Annotated in this window: 17 protein-coding genes; 1 reads left to right on the top strand and 16 read right to left on the bottom strand. The window is 63.3% G+C overall.

Translation table 11 applies throughout. The features are described 5' to 3' along the window. Positions 1-51: 51 nt before the first annotated feature. From QMF22_RS03390 to QMF22_RS03380, 3 genes are all read right to left on the bottom strand, one after another. The gene (locus QMF22_RS03390; RefSeq protein ID WP_283450359.1) at positions 52-2,016 is read right to left on the bottom strand and encodes an ABC transporter ATP-binding protein; all 1,965 of its coding nucleotides are present in this window, start codon (positions 2,014-2,016) and stop codon (positions 52-54) included. Continuing rightward, complete coding sequence (locus tag QMF22_RS03385) at positions 2,013-3,746, bottom strand: ABC transporter ATP-binding protein (protein ID WP_283450357.1); 1,734 nt, start codon at positions 3,744-3,746, stop codon at positions 2,013-2,015. The genes QMF22_RS03390 and QMF22_RS03385 overlap by 4 nt, the downstream gene beginning before the upstream one ends. Before the next feature lie 157 nt (positions 3,747-3,903). Beyond that, positions 3,904-4,866 carry an aldo/keto reductase gene (locus tag QMF22_RS03380; RefSeq protein WP_283450355.1) on the bottom strand — a complete coding sequence of 321 codons (963 nt, stop codon included), beginning with the start codon at positions 4,864-4,866 and terminating at the stop codon, positions 3,904-3,906. A gap of 113 nt (positions 4,867-4,979) precedes the next feature. Between QMF22_RS03380 and QMF22_RS03375 the strand changes: the two genes are divergently transcribed. Further along, complete coding sequence (locus QMF22_RS03375; RefSeq protein WP_283450353.1) at positions 4,980-5,492, top strand: methylated-DNA--[protein]-cysteine S-methyltransferase; 513 nt, start codon at positions 4,980-4,982, stop codon at positions 5,490-5,492. A 21-nt stretch (positions 5,493-5,513) separates the two neighbouring features. Here the strand turns inward: QMF22_RS03375 and QMF22_RS03370 are convergent, their stop codons facing one another. The 13 genes from QMF22_RS03370 to QMF22_RS03310 all read right to left on the bottom strand — a co-directional run bounded on the left by QMF22_RS03370 (position 5,514) and on the right by QMF22_RS03310 (position 17,110). Then, positions 5,514-6,557: a malate dehydrogenase gene (locus tag QMF22_RS03370; RefSeq protein ID WP_502846898.1), complete on the bottom strand. Its 1,044-nt coding sequence runs from the start codon at positions 6,555-6,557 to the stop codon at positions 5,514-5,516. Beyond that, entirely contained in the window at positions 6,554-7,381 is an 828-nt protein-coding gene (locus tag QMF22_RS03365; RefSeq protein WP_283450351.1) for a YaaA family protein, read from the bottom strand. The genes QMF22_RS03370 and QMF22_RS03365 overlap by 4 nt, the downstream gene beginning before the upstream one ends. 16 nt (positions 7,382-7,397) lie before the next feature. Next, a complete protein-coding gene (locus QMF22_RS03360; protein ID WP_283450349.1) occupies positions 7,398-7,670 on the bottom strand; it encodes a F0F1 ATP synthase subunit epsilon in 273 nt (90 codons plus the stop codon). 2 nt (positions 7,671-7,672) lie between these two features. Next, a complete protein-coding gene (gene atpD / locus QMF22_RS03355; RefSeq protein ID WP_283450347.1) occupies positions 7,673-9,136 on the bottom strand; it encodes a F0F1 ATP synthase subunit beta in 1,464 nt (487 codons plus the stop codon). A gap of 17 nt (positions 9,137-9,153) precedes the next feature. Next, a complete protein-coding gene (locus QMF22_RS03350; RefSeq protein WP_283450346.1) occupies positions 9,154-10,056 on the bottom strand; it encodes a F0F1 ATP synthase subunit gamma in 903 nt (300 codons plus the stop codon). Between the two features lie 56 nt (positions 10,057-10,112). Further along, positions 10,113-11,750: a F0F1 ATP synthase subunit alpha gene (atpA, locus tag QMF22_RS03345; RefSeq protein ID WP_283450744.1), complete on the bottom strand. Its 1,638-nt coding sequence runs from the start codon at positions 11,748-11,750 to the stop codon at positions 10,113-10,115. A 102-nt stretch (positions 11,751-11,852) separates the two neighbouring features. Beyond that, the gene (locus QMF22_RS03340; RefSeq protein WP_283450344.1) at positions 11,853-12,650 is read right to left on the bottom strand and encodes a F0F1 ATP synthase subunit delta; all 798 of its coding nucleotides are present in this window, start codon (positions 12,648-12,650) and stop codon (positions 11,853-11,855) included. Between the two features lie 3 nt (positions 12,651-12,653). Then, on the bottom strand, positions 12,654-13,214 hold the full coding sequence (locus tag QMF22_RS03335) for a F0F1 ATP synthase subunit B (RefSeq protein WP_283450743.1): 561 nt from the start codon (positions 13,212-13,214) through the stop codon (positions 12,654-12,656). A 29-nt stretch (positions 13,215-13,243) separates the two neighbouring features. Continuing rightward, positions 13,244-13,483 (bottom strand): ATP synthase F0 subunit C, encoded by a 240-nt coding sequence (gene atpE / locus QMF22_RS03330; protein ID WP_134345972.1) that lies wholly within the window; start codon positions 13,481-13,483, stop codon positions 13,244-13,246. 53 nt (positions 13,484-13,536) lie between these two features. Then, positions 13,537-14,325 carry a F0F1 ATP synthase subunit A gene (gene atpB, locus QMF22_RS03325; RefSeq protein ID WP_283450742.1) on the bottom strand — a complete coding sequence of 263 codons (789 nt, stop codon included), beginning with the start codon at positions 14,323-14,325 and terminating at the stop codon, positions 13,537-13,539. A 194-nt stretch (positions 14,326-14,519) separates the two neighbouring features. Then, on the bottom strand, positions 14,520-14,993 hold the full coding sequence (locus QMF22_RS03320) for a Cg1360 family ATP-synthase-associated protein (protein WP_283450340.1): 474 nt from the start codon (positions 14,991-14,993) through the stop codon (positions 14,520-14,522). Continuing rightward, complete coding sequence (locus QMF22_RS03315; protein WP_283450338.1) at positions 14,990-16,270, bottom strand: MraY family glycosyltransferase; 1,281 nt, start codon at positions 16,268-16,270, stop codon at positions 14,990-14,992. The genes QMF22_RS03320 and QMF22_RS03315 overlap by 4 nt, the downstream gene beginning before the upstream one ends. A gap of 3 nt (positions 16,271-16,273) precedes the next feature. Further along, the gene (locus tag QMF22_RS03310) at positions 16,274-17,110 is read right to left on the bottom strand and encodes an L-threonylcarbamoyladenylate synthase (RefSeq protein ID WP_283450336.1); all 837 of its coding nucleotides are present in this window, start codon (positions 17,108-17,110) and stop codon (positions 16,274-16,276) included. Between the last annotated feature and the right edge of the window lie 40 nt (positions 17,111-17,150).

Genomic DNA, 17,150 nt, shown 5'->3' with positions numbered 1-17,150 from the left:
CCCGAATCTGGGGATGACACGGGCAGGCGACGGGTTGGGGAGGAGCCCGGGCTAGACCTCGTCGGCGACGGGCGCGGCGAACTGTGCGGCGTACAGCGCCTGATAGGCACCGTTGGCGGCGAGCAGCTGCACGTGGTTGCCTTGCTCCACGATGCGCCCCGATTCCATCACCAGAATCAGGTCGGCGTCCCGAATGGTCGAGAGCCGATGCGCGATGACGAAGCTCGTGCGCTCGGCCCGAAGAGCGCTCATCGCCTTCTGAACGAGCACCTCGGTGCGTGTATCCACCGAGCTGGTCGCCTCGTCGAGGATGAGCACGCTCGGCTTCGCCAGGAATGCCCGTGCGATGGTGAGCAGCTGCATTTCACCGGCACTCACGTTGCTGCCCTGATCGTCGAGGACGGTGTCGTACCCGTCGGGCAGCGAGTGCACGAACCGATCGACGTAGGTCGCGGTGGCGGCTGCGAGAATATCCTGCTCCGTCGCATCCGGTCGACCGTAGGCGATGTTGTCGCGGATCGTGCCGCCGAACAGCCAGGTGTCCTGCAGCACCATGCCCATGCGGCTGCGCAGGTCGTGCCGGGTCATGGTGGCCACGTCGACTCCGTCGAGCAGGATGCGCCCGGAGTCGATCTCGTAGAACCGCATCATGAGGTTCACCAGTGTGGTTTTGCCGGCTCCGGTCGGGCCAACGATGGCGATGGTCTGCCCGGGCTCAGCCACGAGGCTGAGTTCTTCGATCAGCGGCTTGTCCTCGGTGTACCGAAAAGATACGTTCTCGAAGACCAGACGGCCGTGCACCTCTGTTGGGGTCTCGGCCGGATCGGGGTCTTCGCTCTGTTCGTCGGCGTCGAGCAGGTCGAACACGCGTTCAGCGGATGCGACACCCGACTGCAGGAGGTTCGCCATCGACCCGAGTTGCGCGAGCGGCTGGGTGAACTGGCGGGAGTATTGAATGAACGCCTGCACGTCTCCGAGTTGCATGGCACCGGAGGCGACCTGCAGGCCGCCGACCACAGCGATGGCGACATAGACGAGGTTGCCGATGAAGGTCATTGCCGGCATGATCATGCCGCTGATGAACTGTGCACCGAAGCTGGCCTCGTACAGGTCATCATTCTTCTGCTTGAACCGGGCGTCGACCTCCTTCTGTCGGCCGAACACCTTGACCAGGGCGTGGCCGGTGAAGGTCTCCTCGATCTGACCGTTCAGCTCGCCGGTGTTGGCCCACTGGGCCACGAACAGTTTCTGCGAACGCTTGGCGATGAACGCTGTGATCACCAGCGTGAGCGGCACCGTCACCAGGGCGATCAAAGCCAGCAGCGGCGAGAGGATGAGCATCATCACGATTACACCGATCACAGTCAACAGGCTCGTCACAACCTGGCTGAGCGATTGTTGCAGGCTCTGCGAGATGTTGTCGACGTCGTTGGTGACGCGGCTGAGAAGTTCACCGCGCGGCCTCTTGTCGAAGTAGCTCAGCGGCAGGCGGTTGATCTTCGCCTCGATCTCTTCGCGCAGGCGGTAGACCGTGCGCTGCACGACTCCGTTCAGCACATACGCCTGCATCCAGCTGAACACGCTCGACAGCACGTAGAGTGCGAGTGCCCAGAACAACACGGTGGAGAGCATGGCAAAGTCGATGCCGAGGCCCGGCGTGAGCGTCATGCCGCTGAGCATGTCGGCCTGGGTACTGTTGCCGGCTGCCCGCAGGCCCGCGATCACGTCGGCCTGGCTGCTGCCGCTCGGCAGGGACTTCGACACGATGCCGGAGAAGATCAGGTTGGTGCCCTCACCGAGCAGGCGCGGGCCGAGCACCGAGAAGGTCACGCTGATCACGGCGAGGGCCAGTACGAGCATCAGCCAGAGGCGCTCGGGGCGCAACTTGCCGAGCAGTCGCTTGCCCGACGCGGTGAAGTTCATCGACTTCTCGGCCGGCAGGTTCATGCCGCCGAATGGACCACCTCCGCGCTGCGGACGCGGAGCCGGCTTGTCGTCGGCGTGGGTCTCGCTCATGCTGCTTCCTCCGCGGTGAGCTGGGAAGACACAATTTCTTGGTACGTGGTGTTCGAGTCGAGCAGCTGCTCGTGAGTTCCGCGGCCGACGATGCGGCCGTCTTCGAGCACGAGAATCTGGTCGGCGTCGATGATGCTCGACACCCGCTGGGCAACGATGACCATCGTGGCGCCGTTGGTGCTCTGCTTGAGCGCGAGCCGCAGCCGGGCATCCGTGGCGAGGTCGAGGGCTGAGAACGAGTCGTCGAAAATGTACAACTCCGGTCGTTTCACCAGGGCGCGCGCGATGGCGAGGCGTTGGCGCTGACCGCCCGATACGTTGGTGCCGCCCTGGGCAATCTTGGCGTCGAGCCCGCCATCCATTTCGGTGACGAAATCCCGCGCCTGCGCGATCGTGAGGGCCTGCCAGAGTTCGTCTTCGCTCGCGTCGGGTTTGCCGTAGAGCAGGTTACTGCGCACCGTTCCGGAGAACAGATACGGCTTTTGCGGAACCAGGCCGATGTGGCCCCAGAGCAGGTCGGGGTTCAGCTCACGCACGTTGACGCCGTCGACCAGCACGGAGCCGGTCGTCGCATCGAAGAGCCGCGGCAGCAGGTTCACCAGAGTGGTCTTGCCGCTGCCGGTACTGCCGATGATCGCGGTGGTCTCGCCGTGGCGGGCGATGAAACTCACGTTGCGCAGCACTGGTTGTTCCGCGCCCGGATAGGCGAAGCCCACGTCGAGCAGTTCGAGTTCGCCCTGACCGACCGTTGCGTTCACCGGGTTGGCCGGCGGTACGACGCTCGATTCGGTGGCGAGAACCTCACCGATGCGGTCCGCCGACACGGCCGCGCGCGGAATCATGACCGCCATGAACGTGGCCATCATGACGGCCATGAGAATCTGCATGAGATAGCTGAGGAAGGCGATGAGCGTGCCTACCTGCATAGATCCGTCATCGATGCGAAACGCGCCGAACCAGATGACGGCGACGCTCGAGACGTTGAGCACGAGCATGACGATGGGAAACATGAGCGCCATCAGGCGACCGGAGCTGAGCGCCACCTCGGTGACGTCGCGGTTGGCCTGGGCGAATCGGGCCGCCTCTTGCGTCTCCCGCACGAACGCGCGCACCACGCGGATGCCGGTGAGCTGCTCCCGCAGCACCCGATTGACGGTGTCGATGCGGGTCTGCATCTTGCGGAAGAGCGGCACCATCTTCACGACGATGAGGCCGACCGCGATGAGCAGAATCGGCACGCTCACCGCGATGAGCCAGGACAGCTGCACGTCCTGGCGGATCGCCATGATCACACCGCCGATGCTGAGGATGGGTGCGGAGACCAACAGCGTGCACGTGGTCAGCACGAGCATCTGCACCTGCTGCACATCGTTGGTGGAACGGGTGATGAGCGAGGGCGCCCCGAACCGGGTGACTTCTTGTTCCGAGAACTCACCGACCCGGCTGAACACCGCCCCGCGCAGGTCACGGCCGACCTTCATGGCAACCTTGGCTCCAAAATACACGGCCACGATCGCGCAAATGATCTGGGCGAGGGTGATCAGCAGCATGAGGCCGCCCACCCGCAGAATGTAGCCGGTGTCACCGGTAGCCACACCCTCGTCGATGATGTCAGCGTTGAGGGTGGGGAGAAAGAGCGAGGCGATCGACTGGGCCAGTTGAAAGACAATCACCCCCAAAAGCAGCTGCCAGTATGGACGCAGGTAACGCACGAGCAAGGACCACAGCACGAAGTTCTCCTATTACAAGACGGATGCCCGCCCGACCGGATGGGTCGGCGCAGCCTCCACTCCTGCAATAGTGCACTCATTCCGGCAGGTCGTCGACTAAAAACATTGCGCTACGCGCAGAAAACGTCGACTATTTCGCCAACTTCACACCGTGTGTTCAGGCGAAAAGGTTTGAAATGTAGGCAACCTCATCGACCGACGGCTGCCACGACGTCGCCGCGTCCGCGTTTTGTCGAATCTGCTCAGGCTTGGTGGCGCCGGCGATAACGCTGCTCAGGCCCGGCTGGGCCAGAAGCCAGGCGAACGTCGCCGCCAGCATGGTCACGCCGCGCGCGTCGCACCATTCCTGATACTGCTCGATCACGTCCCACGGGGCATCGTCGGCGAGATGGCGCCTGATCATCATGATGCGGCTGTCGGCCGGCCCGCCCGAGCGGGAGAATTTGCCGGTGAACAAGCCGTTGTAGAGCGGGAAGAAGGGCAGAAACCCGAGACCGAACGCGTTCACCGCCGGCAAAACCTCGTCTTCGACATCGCGCACGAGCAGACTGTATTCGTTCTGGCTTGAAATAAACGCTGGGTGCCCGTTCATGCGAGCGGTGAAGTCGGCCTCGGCGATCTGCCACCCGGCCAGGTTGGAGTGACCGATGTAACGGATCTTGCCCTCGGTGATGAGGTCGTGCAGGGTGGACAGGGTCTCTTCGATGGGTGTTGACGGGTCGGGAACGTGCAGCTGGTAGAGGTCGATCCAGTCGGTCTGCAGCCGACGCAGCGATGCCTCAACGGCCAAGCGGATGTACCGGCGAGAGCCCCGCGCGCCCCAGTCCGGACCGTTCAGGCCGCCCATGTCCATGCCGAATTTCGAGGCGAGCACGATCTGGTCGCGCTTGCCGCGCAGCGAGTGCCCCATGAGTGTTTCGCTGAGGCCCCGCTCGGCGCCGTAGATATCGGCGGTGTCGAACAGTGTCACCCCGGCTTCGAAGGCGGCGTCGATCACCGCCGTCGTGCCGTCCTGGGTTTCTGACGCAGTACCGGTGCGCCCGAAATTGTTGCACCCGAGCCCGATCGTCGAGACGGTCAGTCCGGAGGAGCCAAGTCTGCGATATTCAATCTGAGCCATCCCTACAGACTAGGGGCGCAGCCACCTCCTGCACAGGCGCAGGCATTCGGTGGTTGTGCACCGATGTCCGAAACCCGCGAGGCGACGCCGGGGGCGGCAGCTACAGTCGAATCATGGACAGCATCCCGACTGCACTCACTCCCCCGCACCTACTCCGCCTCCCCAGCCCGATCGGCCGGCTCGAACTCACCGCCGACGATGAGGGCATCCTCTCCCTCTCCATCGAAACCGACGGCCAGCTGCCGCTCGACGCGACCCCAGAGGCGCCGTCCGCGGTATTACAACGGGCGGCCGAACAGCTGGGCGAGTACTTCAACGGAACCCGGCAGACATTCGACCTGCCCGTACACCTCACCCGCGGCACCGAATTTCAGCGCAGCGTCTGGGCGCGGCTGGCCAGCCTCAAGTTCGGCGATGTCATCTCGTATGGTGCGCTCGGCAACGACATTGGACGGCCAGGATCGGGCCGCGCCATCGGTGGGGCCGTTGGCGCGAATCCGGTGCCGATCATCATCGGCTGCCACCGAGTGCTCGCGACCAGTGGCCAGATCACCGGCTACAGCGCAGGCGAGGGCATCCCGACCAAGGCCTGGCTGCTCAGCCACGAGGGCATCGCACACCGGTAACCGACCCGTGAGGCCGCGGTTTCAGCGGCGGCCGAGAGGCAGCAGGCCGAGGGCCCGTACCGCGTCACGCTCCTCCACGAGTTCGGCAACAGACGCCGCGACTCGTCTGCGCGAGAATTCGCCGTGTTCCAGCCCGGTCACGATGCGCCACTGCCCATCAACAGAGCGCACCGGAAACGAACAGACCAGTCCGGACGGAACGTCGTACGAGCCATCGGAGACTACCCCGGCGCTGGTCCAATCCGTGCCGCGGCCGGTGACCCAGTCTCCGACGTGGTCGATGGCCGCGTTGGCGGCTGAGGCGACCGATGAGCCGCCCCGCACGGCGATGATCTCCGACCCGCGCTGAGCGACGCGCGGAATGAACGTCTCCGCGAGCCACCTTTCGTCGACCAGGTCACTCACCGCTCGACCCTGGGCGGTCGCGTGGAAGACATCCGGGTATTGAGTCGCCGAGTGGTTTCCCCACACGGTCAATCCGTGAATCGCCCCGACGGACACGTCAAGGTGGTTGGCCAATTGCCCGACGGCGCGGTTGTGGTCGAGCCTCGTCATGGCGGTGAAGCGGTCACTCGGCACGTCGGGCGCGTGCGCGGCCGCGATGAGGGCATTCGTATTGGCGGGGTTGCCCACCACGAGCACGCGCACGTCGTCGGCGGCGCCGGCGTTGATGGCCGCCCCCTGCGGCCCGAAGATGCGACCGTTGGCGCCCAGCAGATCGGCACGTTCCATACCCGGTCCGCGCGGCCGGGAACCGACCAGAAGCGCAATGTTCACTCCATCGAACGCGACAGCGGGGTCATCGGTGACCGTAACCCCGCGCAGCAAGCTGAAGGCACAGTCCTCAAGTTCGAGTGCGGTGCCCTCTGCAGCTTTCAAACCCTGCGGTATTTCCAGCAGGGTGAGACGGATCGGCGTCGTGGGTCCCAGCAATGCGCCAGCGGCAATCCGGAACAATAGGGCGTAGCCAATCTGTCCGCCGGCTCCGGTGACGGTCACGTTGACCGGCTGCCGAAGAATGGGAACGTTGACCGCTGGGGAAAAGATGCTGGCGTCTATACTCACGCGCCCAGCCTAACCCCGGTATAGATGGTGGATGCGGCCGGCCGCCCCGCCGCAGCGAGGTGTTGTTCAACGACGAGCTCCAGTTCGCCGGGTGCACCATGACCGAGGCGGATTCCGACCGATTGGGTCCAGTCGATCAGTTCGCTCGCCGTCGTGAAGTCGTGTTCGTGCTGAAGAAGGGCGCGCGCGAACTCGCCCTTGGATTTCTTGTTGAAGTGGTTCAGGGCACGCTTCTGACCGTCTCCGGAATCGGCGACCACCCGCAGGTACAGAGAATCCGGCCGCACGGGCCTCGCTCCCAACGCGACGTAGGCCTCGGACCGCAGGTCGAGTAGCAGTTCGTCGGTCTGGCCGAGGAGCGTCGCCAGCGCGGCACTCCAGTGCTGTTTGAGCGTCTGGCTGGCCAAGGTCACGTTCGGCACTCGTGAATCGTGCGACAGCCGATATGCCGGAATGGGGTCGAGGGCGGCGAGCGGGCCGAGCAGTGCGGAGTGCACAACCAGATGGGCGTGCGCGAACCCGCGCTGCGCGGCCGACAGGGTGGCAACATTCAGCCCGTCGAAGAGGACCCCGGTGTAGCGGTCGATCACCGGCAGCGTCGGCGACGTCATCAGCTCACGGTTGCGGTCGATTTCGAACAACTGGGTGCGCCCCAGTTTGAGGGCGGTGCGGGCTTCCTCCGGATGCCGCGACAGGGCGACCAGCGCACGCGCCAGTACCCGACGTTTCGCGGTCAGGGCCGGATAAGCGAGTGTGGTCCAGTCCAGTGGTACAGCTTCGCCGCCGGAGCGTTTAGTCTCCGACGGCGGAAGCAGTATCAGCACTGGTGGTTCAGACGGGTTATTTGGAACCCACGAGTTCAGCCTTGCGGGCCACGATGGTGACCATGTCGTTGTCGACCGACAGGAATCCATCCTCGGCCTGGGCCAGAATCTTGGAGCCATCAGCCAGGGTAAGACGAACGTCACCCGCGGCCAGGATCGCCAACATCGGTTCGTGACCGGCCAGGATGCCGATCTCGCCCTCGACGGTCTTGGCGACAACCATCGTCGCCTCGCCCGTCCACACCTGGTGGTCGGCCGAGACAACGCTGACGGACAGCGACTTCGCCATGCTTAGTCGTTCTCCTTCTGAATCTGAGCCCACTTCTCTTCGACGTCGTTGATGCCACCGACGTTGAAGAAAGCCTGCTCAGCCACGTGGTCGAAGTCACCGTTGGCAATTGCCGTGAACGACTCGATGGTGTCCTTGAGCGGAACAGTGGAACCCTCGACACCGGTGAACTTCTTCGCCATGTAGGTGTTCTGGGAGAGGAACTGCTGAATACGGCGGGCACGCGAAACTGTGACCTTATCTTCTTCGGAGAGCTCGTCAACACCGAGGATCGCGATGATCTCCTGGAGTTCCTTGTTCTTCTGCAGAATCGCCTTGACTCGCACGGCCGTGTTGTAGTGATCGGCACCCAGGTAGCGGGGGTCGAGGATACGGCTGGTCGAGGTGAGCGGGTCGACGGCCGGGTACAGGCCCTTCGACGCGATTTCACGAGACAGCTCGGTGGTGGCGTCGAGGTGGGCGAAGGTGGTCGCCGGTGCCGGGTCGGTGTAGTCGTCGGCGGGAACGTAGATCGCCTGGAGCGAGGTGATCGAGTGGCCACGGGTCGAGGTGATGCGCTCCTGCAGGATGCCCATCTCGTCGGCCAGGTTGGGCTGGTAGCCCACGGCGGAAGGCATCCGGCCCAGCAGGGTCGACACCTCGGAACCGGCCTGGGTGAAGCGGAAGATGTTGTCGATGAAGAGCAAAACGTCTTGCTTCTCCACGTCGCGGAAGTACTCGGCCATGGTGAGGGCGGAGAGCGCGACACGCAGACGCGTTCCCGGCGGCTCGTCCATCTGGCCGAAGACGAGGGCGGTCTTGTCGAAGACGCCGGCTTCTTCCATCTCGGCGATGAGGTCGTTGCCCTCACGGGTACGTTCGCCTACTCCGGCGAACACGGACACTCCACCGTGGTCCTGCGCAACGCGCTGGATCATTTCCTGGATGAGGACGGTCTTGCCGACTCCGGCACCACCGAACAGGCCGATCTTTCCACCGAGAACGTACGGCGTGAGAAGGTCGATGACCTTGATGCCGGTTTCGAACAGCTGAGTCTTTGACTCGAGCTGGTCGAAGGCCGGCGGCTTGCGGTGGATGGGCCAGCGCTCGGTGATCTCGATCTTCTCGCCCGGCTTGGCGTTGAGGACATCGCCGATGACGTTGAAGACCTTGCCCTTGGTGACGTTTCCAACCGGAACCGTGATGGGGCTGCCGGTGTCGCGCACTTCCTGGCCGCGGACGAGTCCGTCAGTCGGGTTGAGCGCGATGGCACGAACCAGGTCGTCACCGAGGTGCAGGGCAACCTCGAGGGTGATCTCGTTCGACTCGTCGCCGATGATGATCGTGGTCTTCAGGGCGTTGTAGATGCCGGGGATCGAGTCGTGCGGAAACTCGATGTCGACAACGGGGCCCGTGACACGGGCGATGCGGCCAACAGAACCGGCAGTATCCTCCGCGCGGACTGGCGCGGTTGCGGTGTCAGTCATTGCTCTCTCTTCTCTGGTTACTTCTTGGCGGATGAGAGCGCATCGGCTCCACCCACGATCTCGGAAATCTGCTGGGTGATCTCGGACTGCCGCGCGTTGTTGGACAGGCGGGTGTAGTCCGTGATCAGCTTGTCGGCGTTGTCGCTGGCCGACTTCATTGCCTTCTGACGGCTTGCATGTTCAGATGCCGCCGACTGCAGCATCGCGTTGAACAGGCGACTCTCGATATACACCGGGAGGAGGCTGTCCAGAACCGTTTCGACGTCCGGTTCGAACTCGTAGAGCGGAAGAACCTTGTTGTCGCCTGGTTCTTCCACTCCCTCGACAACTTCGAGGGGCAACAGTCGAACGACTTCTGGCACCTGGGTGACCATGCTCACGAAACGGTTGTAAACGATGTGAATCTCGTCGACGCCGCCGTCGGAAGCGTCCCGCAGGAACGACTCCAGCAGGGCCTCACCGATTTCCTTGGCAGTCTCGAACTGCGGCTGGTCGGTGCCGCCAGTCCAGATTCGCTCCGACGCGCGGTTGCGAAAACTGAAGTAGGCGATGGCCTTACGGCCGACCAGGAAGTAGACGATGTCCTTGCCCTGGCTGCGCAGCAGTTCGCTAAGCGACTCTGCCTCACGCAACACTTGGGAGCTGAAGGCACCCGCAAGGCCACGATCCGAAGCGAAGATGACCACCGCAGCACGGCTGATCGTCTCTGGTTCGGTTGTGAGCACGTGTTCCACGTTGGAGTACGTGGCCACGGCCGATACGGCGCGGGTGACCGCTCGCGAATACGGGGTTGACGCAGCGACTCGCGCCTGCGCTTTCTGGATGCGCGAGGCGGAGATCAGCTCCATGGCCCGAGTGATCTTCTTGGTCGTCTGGGCAGACTTGATCTTCTGCCGGTAGACCCGAAGTTGCGCTCCCATGTGTGTGCTTCCTTGTCTTTCAGTTTGGCGTCGTCAGTTGCTGCAAGTCGTATCGACTAGCGGCGGTGCTTGACGATCTTTTCCTGGTTGACGTCTTCAACTGCGATGGCTTCAAACTTTTCTTTACTGACCGAAGCGAGCGGCTTGCCCTCGCCGGTCTGGAACTCGAGCTTGAACTTGTCGACACCGGCCGTGAGAGCGGTGACGGTCTCATCGGAGAGAACGTTTGTCTCGCGCAGGTTCTTCAGGACCTCAGTGTTGCGACCGAGGAAGTCGAGCAGTTCGCGTTCGAAGCGCAGTACGTCGGGAACCGGAACTTCGTCGAGCTTGCCGTTGATGCCGGCCCAGATCGAGACGACCTGGTCCTCAACGGGGTACGGCGAGTACTGCGGCTGGCGCAGCAGTTCGGTGAGGCGGGCACCACGGGCGAGCTGACGACGGCTAGCCGCGTCGAGGTCGGAGGCGAACATGGCGAAGGCTTCGAGCGAACGGTACTGGGCCAGCTCGAGCTTGAGGGTTCCGGAGACCTTCTTGATCGACTTGACCTGCGCGTCGCCACCGACGCGGGAGACCGAGATGCCGACGTCGACGGCTGGGCGCTGGTTGGCGTTGAACAGGTCGGACTGCAGGAAGATCTGGCCGTCGGTGATCGAGATCACGTTGGTGGGGATGTAGGCGGCAACGTCGTTCGCCTTGGTCTCGATGATCGGGAGACCGGTCATCGAGCCGGCGCCGAGCTCATCGGAGAGCTTGGCGCAACGCTCGAGCAGGCGGGAGTGCAGGTAGAACACGTCTCCGGGGTACGCTTCGCGTCCCGGCGGACGACGCAGCAACAGCGACACTGCACGGTAGGCCTCGGCCTGCTTGGACAGGTCATCGAAGACGATGAGAACGTGCTTGCCGGCGTACATCCAGTGCTGGCCGATGGCCGAGCCGGTGTACGGGGCGAGGTACTTGAAGCCGGCCGGGTCAGAGGCGGGAGCGGCGACGATGGTGGTGTACTCCATCGCTCCGGCATCCTCGAGCGCACCCTTCACCGAAGCGATGGTGGACCCCTTTTGGCCGATTGCGACATAGATGCAACGAACCTGCTTGTTGCTGTCGCCCGACTCCCAGTTGGCCCTCTGGTTGATGATGGTGTCGATGGCGATCGCGGTCTTGCCAGTCTGGCGGTCACCGATGATCAGCTGACGCTGGCCGCGGCCGATCGGGATCATGGCATCGATGGCCTTGATGCCGGTCTGCATCGGCTCGTGAACCGACTTGCGGCTCATGACGCCGGGAGCCTGCAGCTCGAGGGCACGACGGCCTTCAGTTGCGATGTCACCGAGTCCGTCGATGGGGGCGCCGAGCGGGTCGACAACACGTCCGAGGTAGCCGTCGCCGACGGGAACAGAGAGAACCTCGCCGGTGCGGTGCACCTCCATACCCTCAACGATGCCCCCGAACTCGCCGAGTACGACGACGCCGATCTCGTCTTCGTCGAGGTTCTGGGCCAGGCCCAGGGTGCCGTCGGCGAATTTGATGAGCTCGTTCGCCATCACGCCGGGCAAGCCCTCAACGTGGGCGATTCCGTCGCCGGCCGTGGTGACGTAGCCGACCTCGGTCGTTGATGTCTTGTTCGGCTCGTAGGACTTCACGAAGTCCTGGAGAGCGCCACGGATCTCATCGGGGCTGATCGTTAGTTCTGCCATCATCTTCCCTTTTCTGTACGAAAGTACAGGTTCTGTCTGTTCGAGGACGCTGCCGCCCTGAGTCATCTGGTACTGCTGGGGTTGTGGTGCTGCTGAGGTGACTCAGCGAGCGAGCTGGAGTCTCAAATCTGCCAGGCGGGTTGCAATGCTGCCGTCGATGACCAGGTCGCCGATTTGCACGCGCACTCCGCCGACCAGTTCCGGGTCGACGACCTGGTTGATGGTGAGTGCTCGGCCGTGACGCAACTGGAGGTTCGTCTGCAAGCGGGCGAGCTGATCGGCCGTGAGAACGCTCGCCGACGTGATGGTGGCGATCGACGTGCCGGACTCGTCCGCGACGACTGCTGCCGCGTGTCGCAGCAGTTCGCCGATGCGGCGGCCGCGAGGCTGCTGCACCAGGTGACGAACAATGGCGAGCGTCTGACCGGAGACTTTACCGGCCAACAGCTTTTCGGCCAGGGCTGCCTTGGCGCCAGGCTTGCCGAGCTTGCTGGCCAGGGCCAGCTCCAGCTCAGCATCCGAGGACACCGTGTTGCCGAAGGCGAAGAGCTCGCCCTCGATCGACGTTCCGGCCGGAATAGAGAGCGCGGATGCCCGTAGGCCGAGTTCTTCGATCCCAGCGAGCAGGTCGTCGTGGCTGGACCAACGTTCGGAGACGGCCGCTGCGAGCAGGTCGAGTGCCCGAGGCGTCACGTTGGCACCGAAAACGGCGCGTACGAGGGTGACCTTGGCCGCTGCATCCGCTGAGGCGTCGCCGAGTGCTGACAACAGCTGGGACGACGACCCGATTACTCGACCGGCGCCGAACAGGCTTTCGCTCGTCGCCAGATCAGACGTGCCGCCCGGGACGGACAGTGCCGCCCTCGAGGTGGCGAGTGCTTCTCTGGTGGCGCTTCCCATTTGCTAGATCTTTCCTGCTGTAGGTGCTTCGCTGGCTTCGAGTTCGGCCAGGAAACGATCGACAATGGCGCTGGCCTTGGCATCGTCGGACAGGCTTTCACCGATGACACCCGAAGCGAGGTCAATGGCAAGAGTGCCGACCTCGCTGCGAAGCGAGACAACGGCGGCCTGGCGTTCGGCCTCGATCTGCGTCTTGGCACTGGCCGCAATGCGACCGGCCTCGGCCGCAGCCTGCTCCTTGTGCTCAGCGACGATGCGCTGGCCGTCGGTACGGGCCTGTTCACGAATGGCACCGGCTTCGGCACGAGCGTCAGCGAGCTGGGCCGTGTACTGCAAGAGTGCAGCTTCGGCCTTGCGCTGAGCGTCATCGGCCTTGGCGATGTTGCCCTCGATGGCTTCTGCACGGTCGTCAAGAAGCTTCTGCATTCTGGGCAGCACAAGCTTCCAGAAGAAGAACAAAATCACGACAAAGCAGACCGCCGACCAAATGATGTCGTAGATCTCCGGAATGAGCGGGTTTCGCGCCGCTTCTTCCGTCGCGGCTGCAATTACTGCGTGAAGCATCATGCCTCCTAATTAAGTAGTAGTGAGGTTTAGACGCCGGTGAAGATGAAGTAGGTGGCGATACCGATGAAGGCGAGCGCCTCGGTGAAGGCGATACCGATGTACATCAGTACCTGCAGTCGGCCGGCCAGCTCAGGCTGACGTGCGACACCCTCGATGGTCTTGCCAACGACGATACCTACACCGATTGCCGGGCCGATGGCTGCCAGGCCATAACCGACGGTCGCGATGTTTCCGTTGATTTCCGCGAGAACGGTTGTTGCGTCCACGTATGTTTCCTTCCGTGATGGTGAATTCGGCGAGTGCCGGATTCCTAAAGTGTCTAGTGTTCCTCAGCCAGCGCGAGCTGGATGTAGACGGCGGTGAGTAGGGCAAAAATGTAAGCCTGGAGGACGGCGATCAGCACTTCGAAGAGCGTGAAGGCGAAGCCGAAGACGAGGGTGCCAGCGCCGAAGAGCTTGAACCCGCCATCCGCAGTGAAGAAGAAGAACTGGGTAGCGCTGAAGAACAGCACGAGCAGAAGGTGCCCGACGATCATGTTCATCATCAGTCGGAGCGTCAGGGTGACCGGTCGTACCAGGAACGTCGAGATGAATTCGATCGGCGTCACGATGATGTACAGAAACGGAGGTACTCCGGGCGGGAAGAGCGAATTTCGGAAGAACTTCGCCGGGCTCTTCTTGACGCCGGCGTAGATGAACGTTCCGTAGGAGATGACTCCGAGAAGCAGCGGCACTCCGATCACCGAGGTGCCGGCAATGTTGAGCAGCGGAATGATTCCGGTGATGTTCATGAACAACACCATGAAGAAGATGGTCGTCAGAAGCGGCAGAAAACGCCTGCCGTCTTTCTTACCGAGCAGGTCTTCAGCGATGTTGACGCGAACGAAGTCGAGTCCCATCTCGGCCAGGCTCTGGCCGCGGGTCGGAATGATCTTCATGCGTCGGGTGCCGAGCCAAAAGACCAGCATCAGAACCGCCACCGCGAGGAAGCGAATCAGAATGATGCGGTTGATTTCGAACGGAGTGTCCGCGAAGAAAATTACATCGGGGAAGAACTCATTGATGGAGGGACCGTGAAATTCACCGTCGCCGGTGGCAGACGGGACCATCAGGTTTACGGCGATTTCTAGCAGCGCTTTCTCCTGTTTCGGGGCGGTGAGCTCTGCTCGCGCATCGACGAATATGGGCAGGTTTACGACGCTGTAAAGCATGTGCAAACCGGGTGGGATCGCTGTTTACTCTAGCAAAGATCAGGCGCTGAGCCGAATCGTGAGCGGGATCCGTGGGCAGATGGGTCGTAGGGTTACTCGTCGACCGGGGCCGGGGGCAACATGGCGTCGCTGACGTATGGCATACGGCTCTTCATGACGACGACGGCATCGACGACGAGCGATCCGACAACCCCCGCAATAATGCAGAGGAACAGCACCATCGGCTGGATCCACTCGCGGTCCTGCAGCACGACCAGCAGCACCAGGAACACCACGAACTTGAGCAGCCAGCCGCCCATGATGATGCCAAAGAAGCCACCGATGGCGGACTCGGTGCCGGCGACCCGATTGGCCAGCAGAATGCTGCCAGCCGTGATACCCATGAACGCAACGGACATGGCCGTACCGATCAGCGCGCTGAGCACACCGGTGCCGCCGTCGACGAGATAGCCGATGATCGAGCCGACGACGGCGATGGCGATGGCGACCCAGCCGCCGTAAATCAGGATGCGGCGCAGCACCGGGATCGATGTGGGCTGGGTGCGGACGGTGTCGTTGGTGCTCATACGTTCTCCTCGGCAGGCGCCGCCACGATGGCGGTCGCTCGTGTCGTGTGTGGTTCTGATGTGGCAGGGGTCGGCGCGGCCTGGGCGGCCTCGTCGAGCGGGTCGAGCTCGTCCAGCACTGCCAGCTGCACCGGCGCGGACTGGCTGAGCCATTCCCCGGTCTTGCGGCGGCCGAGCGGGGCGAGGGTGACGATGGTGCAGATCAGCAGCGACGTCACCAGGAAGATGGTCGCGTACCAGGTCGGCAGGCCGAAGTAGACCGGCAGGATGTAGTAGAGCAGGCATCCAATGGATGCTGCGGACGTCCACCCGTAGAAGATAAGTACGGCGTGCAGGTGGGAGTGTCCCATATCGAGCAATCGGTGGTGCAGGTGTTTTCGGTCGGCGCTGAACGGGGATTTACCGGCTCGTACGCGCCGGAAGACGGCCAGTCCGAAGTCGAGCAGCGGAATGATCATGATCGCGACCGGCAACAGGATAGGGATGAAGGCCGGGAACAGCTGCGAGCGGTTGATGGCGGTCGGGTCAATCTGGCCGGTGATAGCGATCGCGCTGGTCGCCATCAACAGGCCGACCAGCAGCGCGCCGGCATCTCCCATGAACATCTTGGCCGGATGCCAGTTCAAGGGCAGGAACCCGACACAGGCGCCGACCAGGATGGCGGCGATGAGCGAGGCAAGGTTGAAGTAGTTGGTCGGCGAGGTGTCGCGCACGAGCAGATAGCTGTAAAGGAAGAACACCCCGTTGGCGATGAGGGCCACACCAGTCACCAGACCGTCGAGGCCGTCGATGAAGTTGATCATGTTCATGACCACGACGATGGCGACGACCGTGAACACGATCGACATCCAGCCGCTGCCCACCGTCAGTCCGCCGATCGGCAGGGAGTAGATTTGCACGCCCTGCCAGGCCACGAGGCCGGCGGCGATGAACTGACCGGCGAGCTTGGTCATCCAGTCAAGGTCCCAGATGTCGTCGGCGACGCCGACCAGCACGATCAGTAGGGCAGCACCGAGAATGGCCAGAATCTGCTGCGGGTCGGCGAAGACCAGCCGCAACGGGGCGAACGGAGCGGCAATGAGGTAGGCGACGCCGAAGGCCACGAGGATTCCGAGGAACATGGCGATGCCACCGAGACGCGGAGTGGGCCGGGTGTGCACGTCGCGTTCGCGAATTTTCGGGTACAGGCGGTACTTGTGGCTGAGTCTGTAGACCACGATCGATAGCACGAAGGTGACGATCGCCGAAACGAGCGCGAGTAGCAGGAAGAGAGTCATGGGCTACCGGCTGGCGTCCGTTTCATCCTGAATCTCGTCAGTGCGGTCGTCCTGGGACGGGGCGGCAAGGGTTGGTGCCGCATCCGCGTCGGCCGAGATCGTCGGAAGCCCGGGAACGGCGGGGGCGGCCGCGAGCACGTCACCCACGACGGCCTCGATGGCGTCGCGGGAGATGACGCCGTTGCGCACGATGTGCAGAAAACCGCCGTTGGTCTCGAAACCGGTGGCGTCCACGATCGTCGATGATCCATCGCCCGTCTGACCGAACACGCTCTCATAGGTGCTGCCAGCGGTGCCGCCGTCGAGGTACACGTCGACGCTCTCGCCGAGGGCCGCTTCAGCAGCCTGGGCGTCAGTGGTGGCCGGCATCCCGCTCAGGTTGGCGCTGGACACCGCGAGCGGGCCGGTTTCGGCGAGCAGGTCGAGTGCAACCTGGTTGCTCGGCATGCGAAGCGCCACGGTGCCGCGGGTTTCGCCGAGATCCCAGACCAGCGAGGGCTGGGCGTTGACGATGACGGTGAGTCCCCCGGGCCAGAATGCTGCGACCAGGTCGCGGACCGGCTGCGGCACGTCGACGGCGAGGGCGTCGAGGGTGGGAATACCGGGAATGAGAACCGGTGGCGGCGACTGCCGGCTGCGGCCCTTCGCGTCGAGGAGCAGCTGAACGGCCTCAGCGTTGAACGCGTCAGCGGCCACTCCGTAGACCGTGTCGGTGGGGATGACGACGAGCGCCCCGCGACCGATAGCGGTGCGCGCCAAGGCGATATTCGCGCTGTAGTTTTCGCCCGTAGTGGATTCGCTCGTGGTGGATTCGCTCGTGCAATCGTAGATGCGTGTCATTTCCGGCAATTCTAACCCAGTGCTGTCGTGAAGAGCGTAT

The sequence above is a fragment of the Cryobacterium sp. PH31-L1 genome (assembly GCF_030063145.1).
Taxonomy (GTDB): domain Bacteria; phylum Actinomycetota; class Actinomycetes; order Actinomycetales; family Microbacteriaceae; genus Cryobacterium.
This window is presented reverse-complemented; position numbering and strand designations above follow the sequence as displayed.

Bases quoted from the DNA above. Each gene is read 5' to 3' on its own strand.
- QMF22_RS03320 (WP_283450340.1), bottom strand. From the start codon at position 14,993: ATGAGCACCAACGACACCGTCCGCACCCAGCCCACATCGATCCCGGTG.
- QMF22_RS03315 (WP_283450338.1), bottom strand. From the start codon at position 16,270: ATGACTCTCTTCCTGCTACTCGCGCTCGTTTCGGCGATCGTCACCTTC.
- QMF22_RS03350 (WP_283450346.1), bottom strand. From the start codon at position 10,056: ATGGGAGCGCAACTTCGGGTCTACCGGCAGAAGATCAAGTCTGCCCAG.
- QMF22_RS03360 (WP_283450349.1), bottom strand. From the start codon at position 7,670: ATGGCGAAGTCGCTGTCCGTCAGCGTTGTCTCGGCCGACCACCAGGTG.
- QMF22_RS03310 (WP_283450336.1), bottom strand. From the start codon at position 17,110: ATGACACGCATCTACGATTGCACGAGCGAATCCACCACGAGCGAATCC.
- QMF22_RS03375 (WP_283450353.1), top strand. From the start codon at position 4,980: ATGGACAGCATCCCGACTGCACTCACTCCCCCGCACCTACTCCGCCTC.
- QMF22_RS03390 (WP_283450359.1), bottom strand. From the start codon at position 2,016: ATGAGCGAGACCCACGCCGACGACAAGCCGGCTCCGCGTCCGCAGCGC.
- atpA (WP_283450744.1), bottom strand. From the start codon at position 11,750: ATGGCAGAACTAACGATCAGCCCCGATGAGATCCGTGGCGCTCTCCAG.
- atpB (WP_283450742.1), bottom strand. From the start codon at position 14,325: ATGGTCCCGTCTGCCACCGGCGACGGTGAATTTCACGGTCCCTCCATC.
- QMF22_RS03335 (WP_283450743.1), bottom strand. From the start codon at position 13,214: ATGCTTCACGCAGTAATTGCAGCCGCGACGGAAGAAGCGGCGCGAAAC.
- QMF22_RS03340 (WP_283450344.1), bottom strand. From the start codon at position 12,650: ATGGGAAGCGCCACCAGAGAAGCACTCGCCACCTCGAGGGCGGCACTG.
- atpD (WP_283450347.1), bottom strand. From the start codon at position 9,136: ATGACTGACACCGCAACCGCGCCAGTCCGCGCGGAGGATACTGCCGGT.
- QMF22_RS03380 (WP_283450355.1), bottom strand. From the start codon at position 4,866: ATGGCTCAGATTGAATATCGCAGACTTGGCTCCTCCGGACTGACCGTC.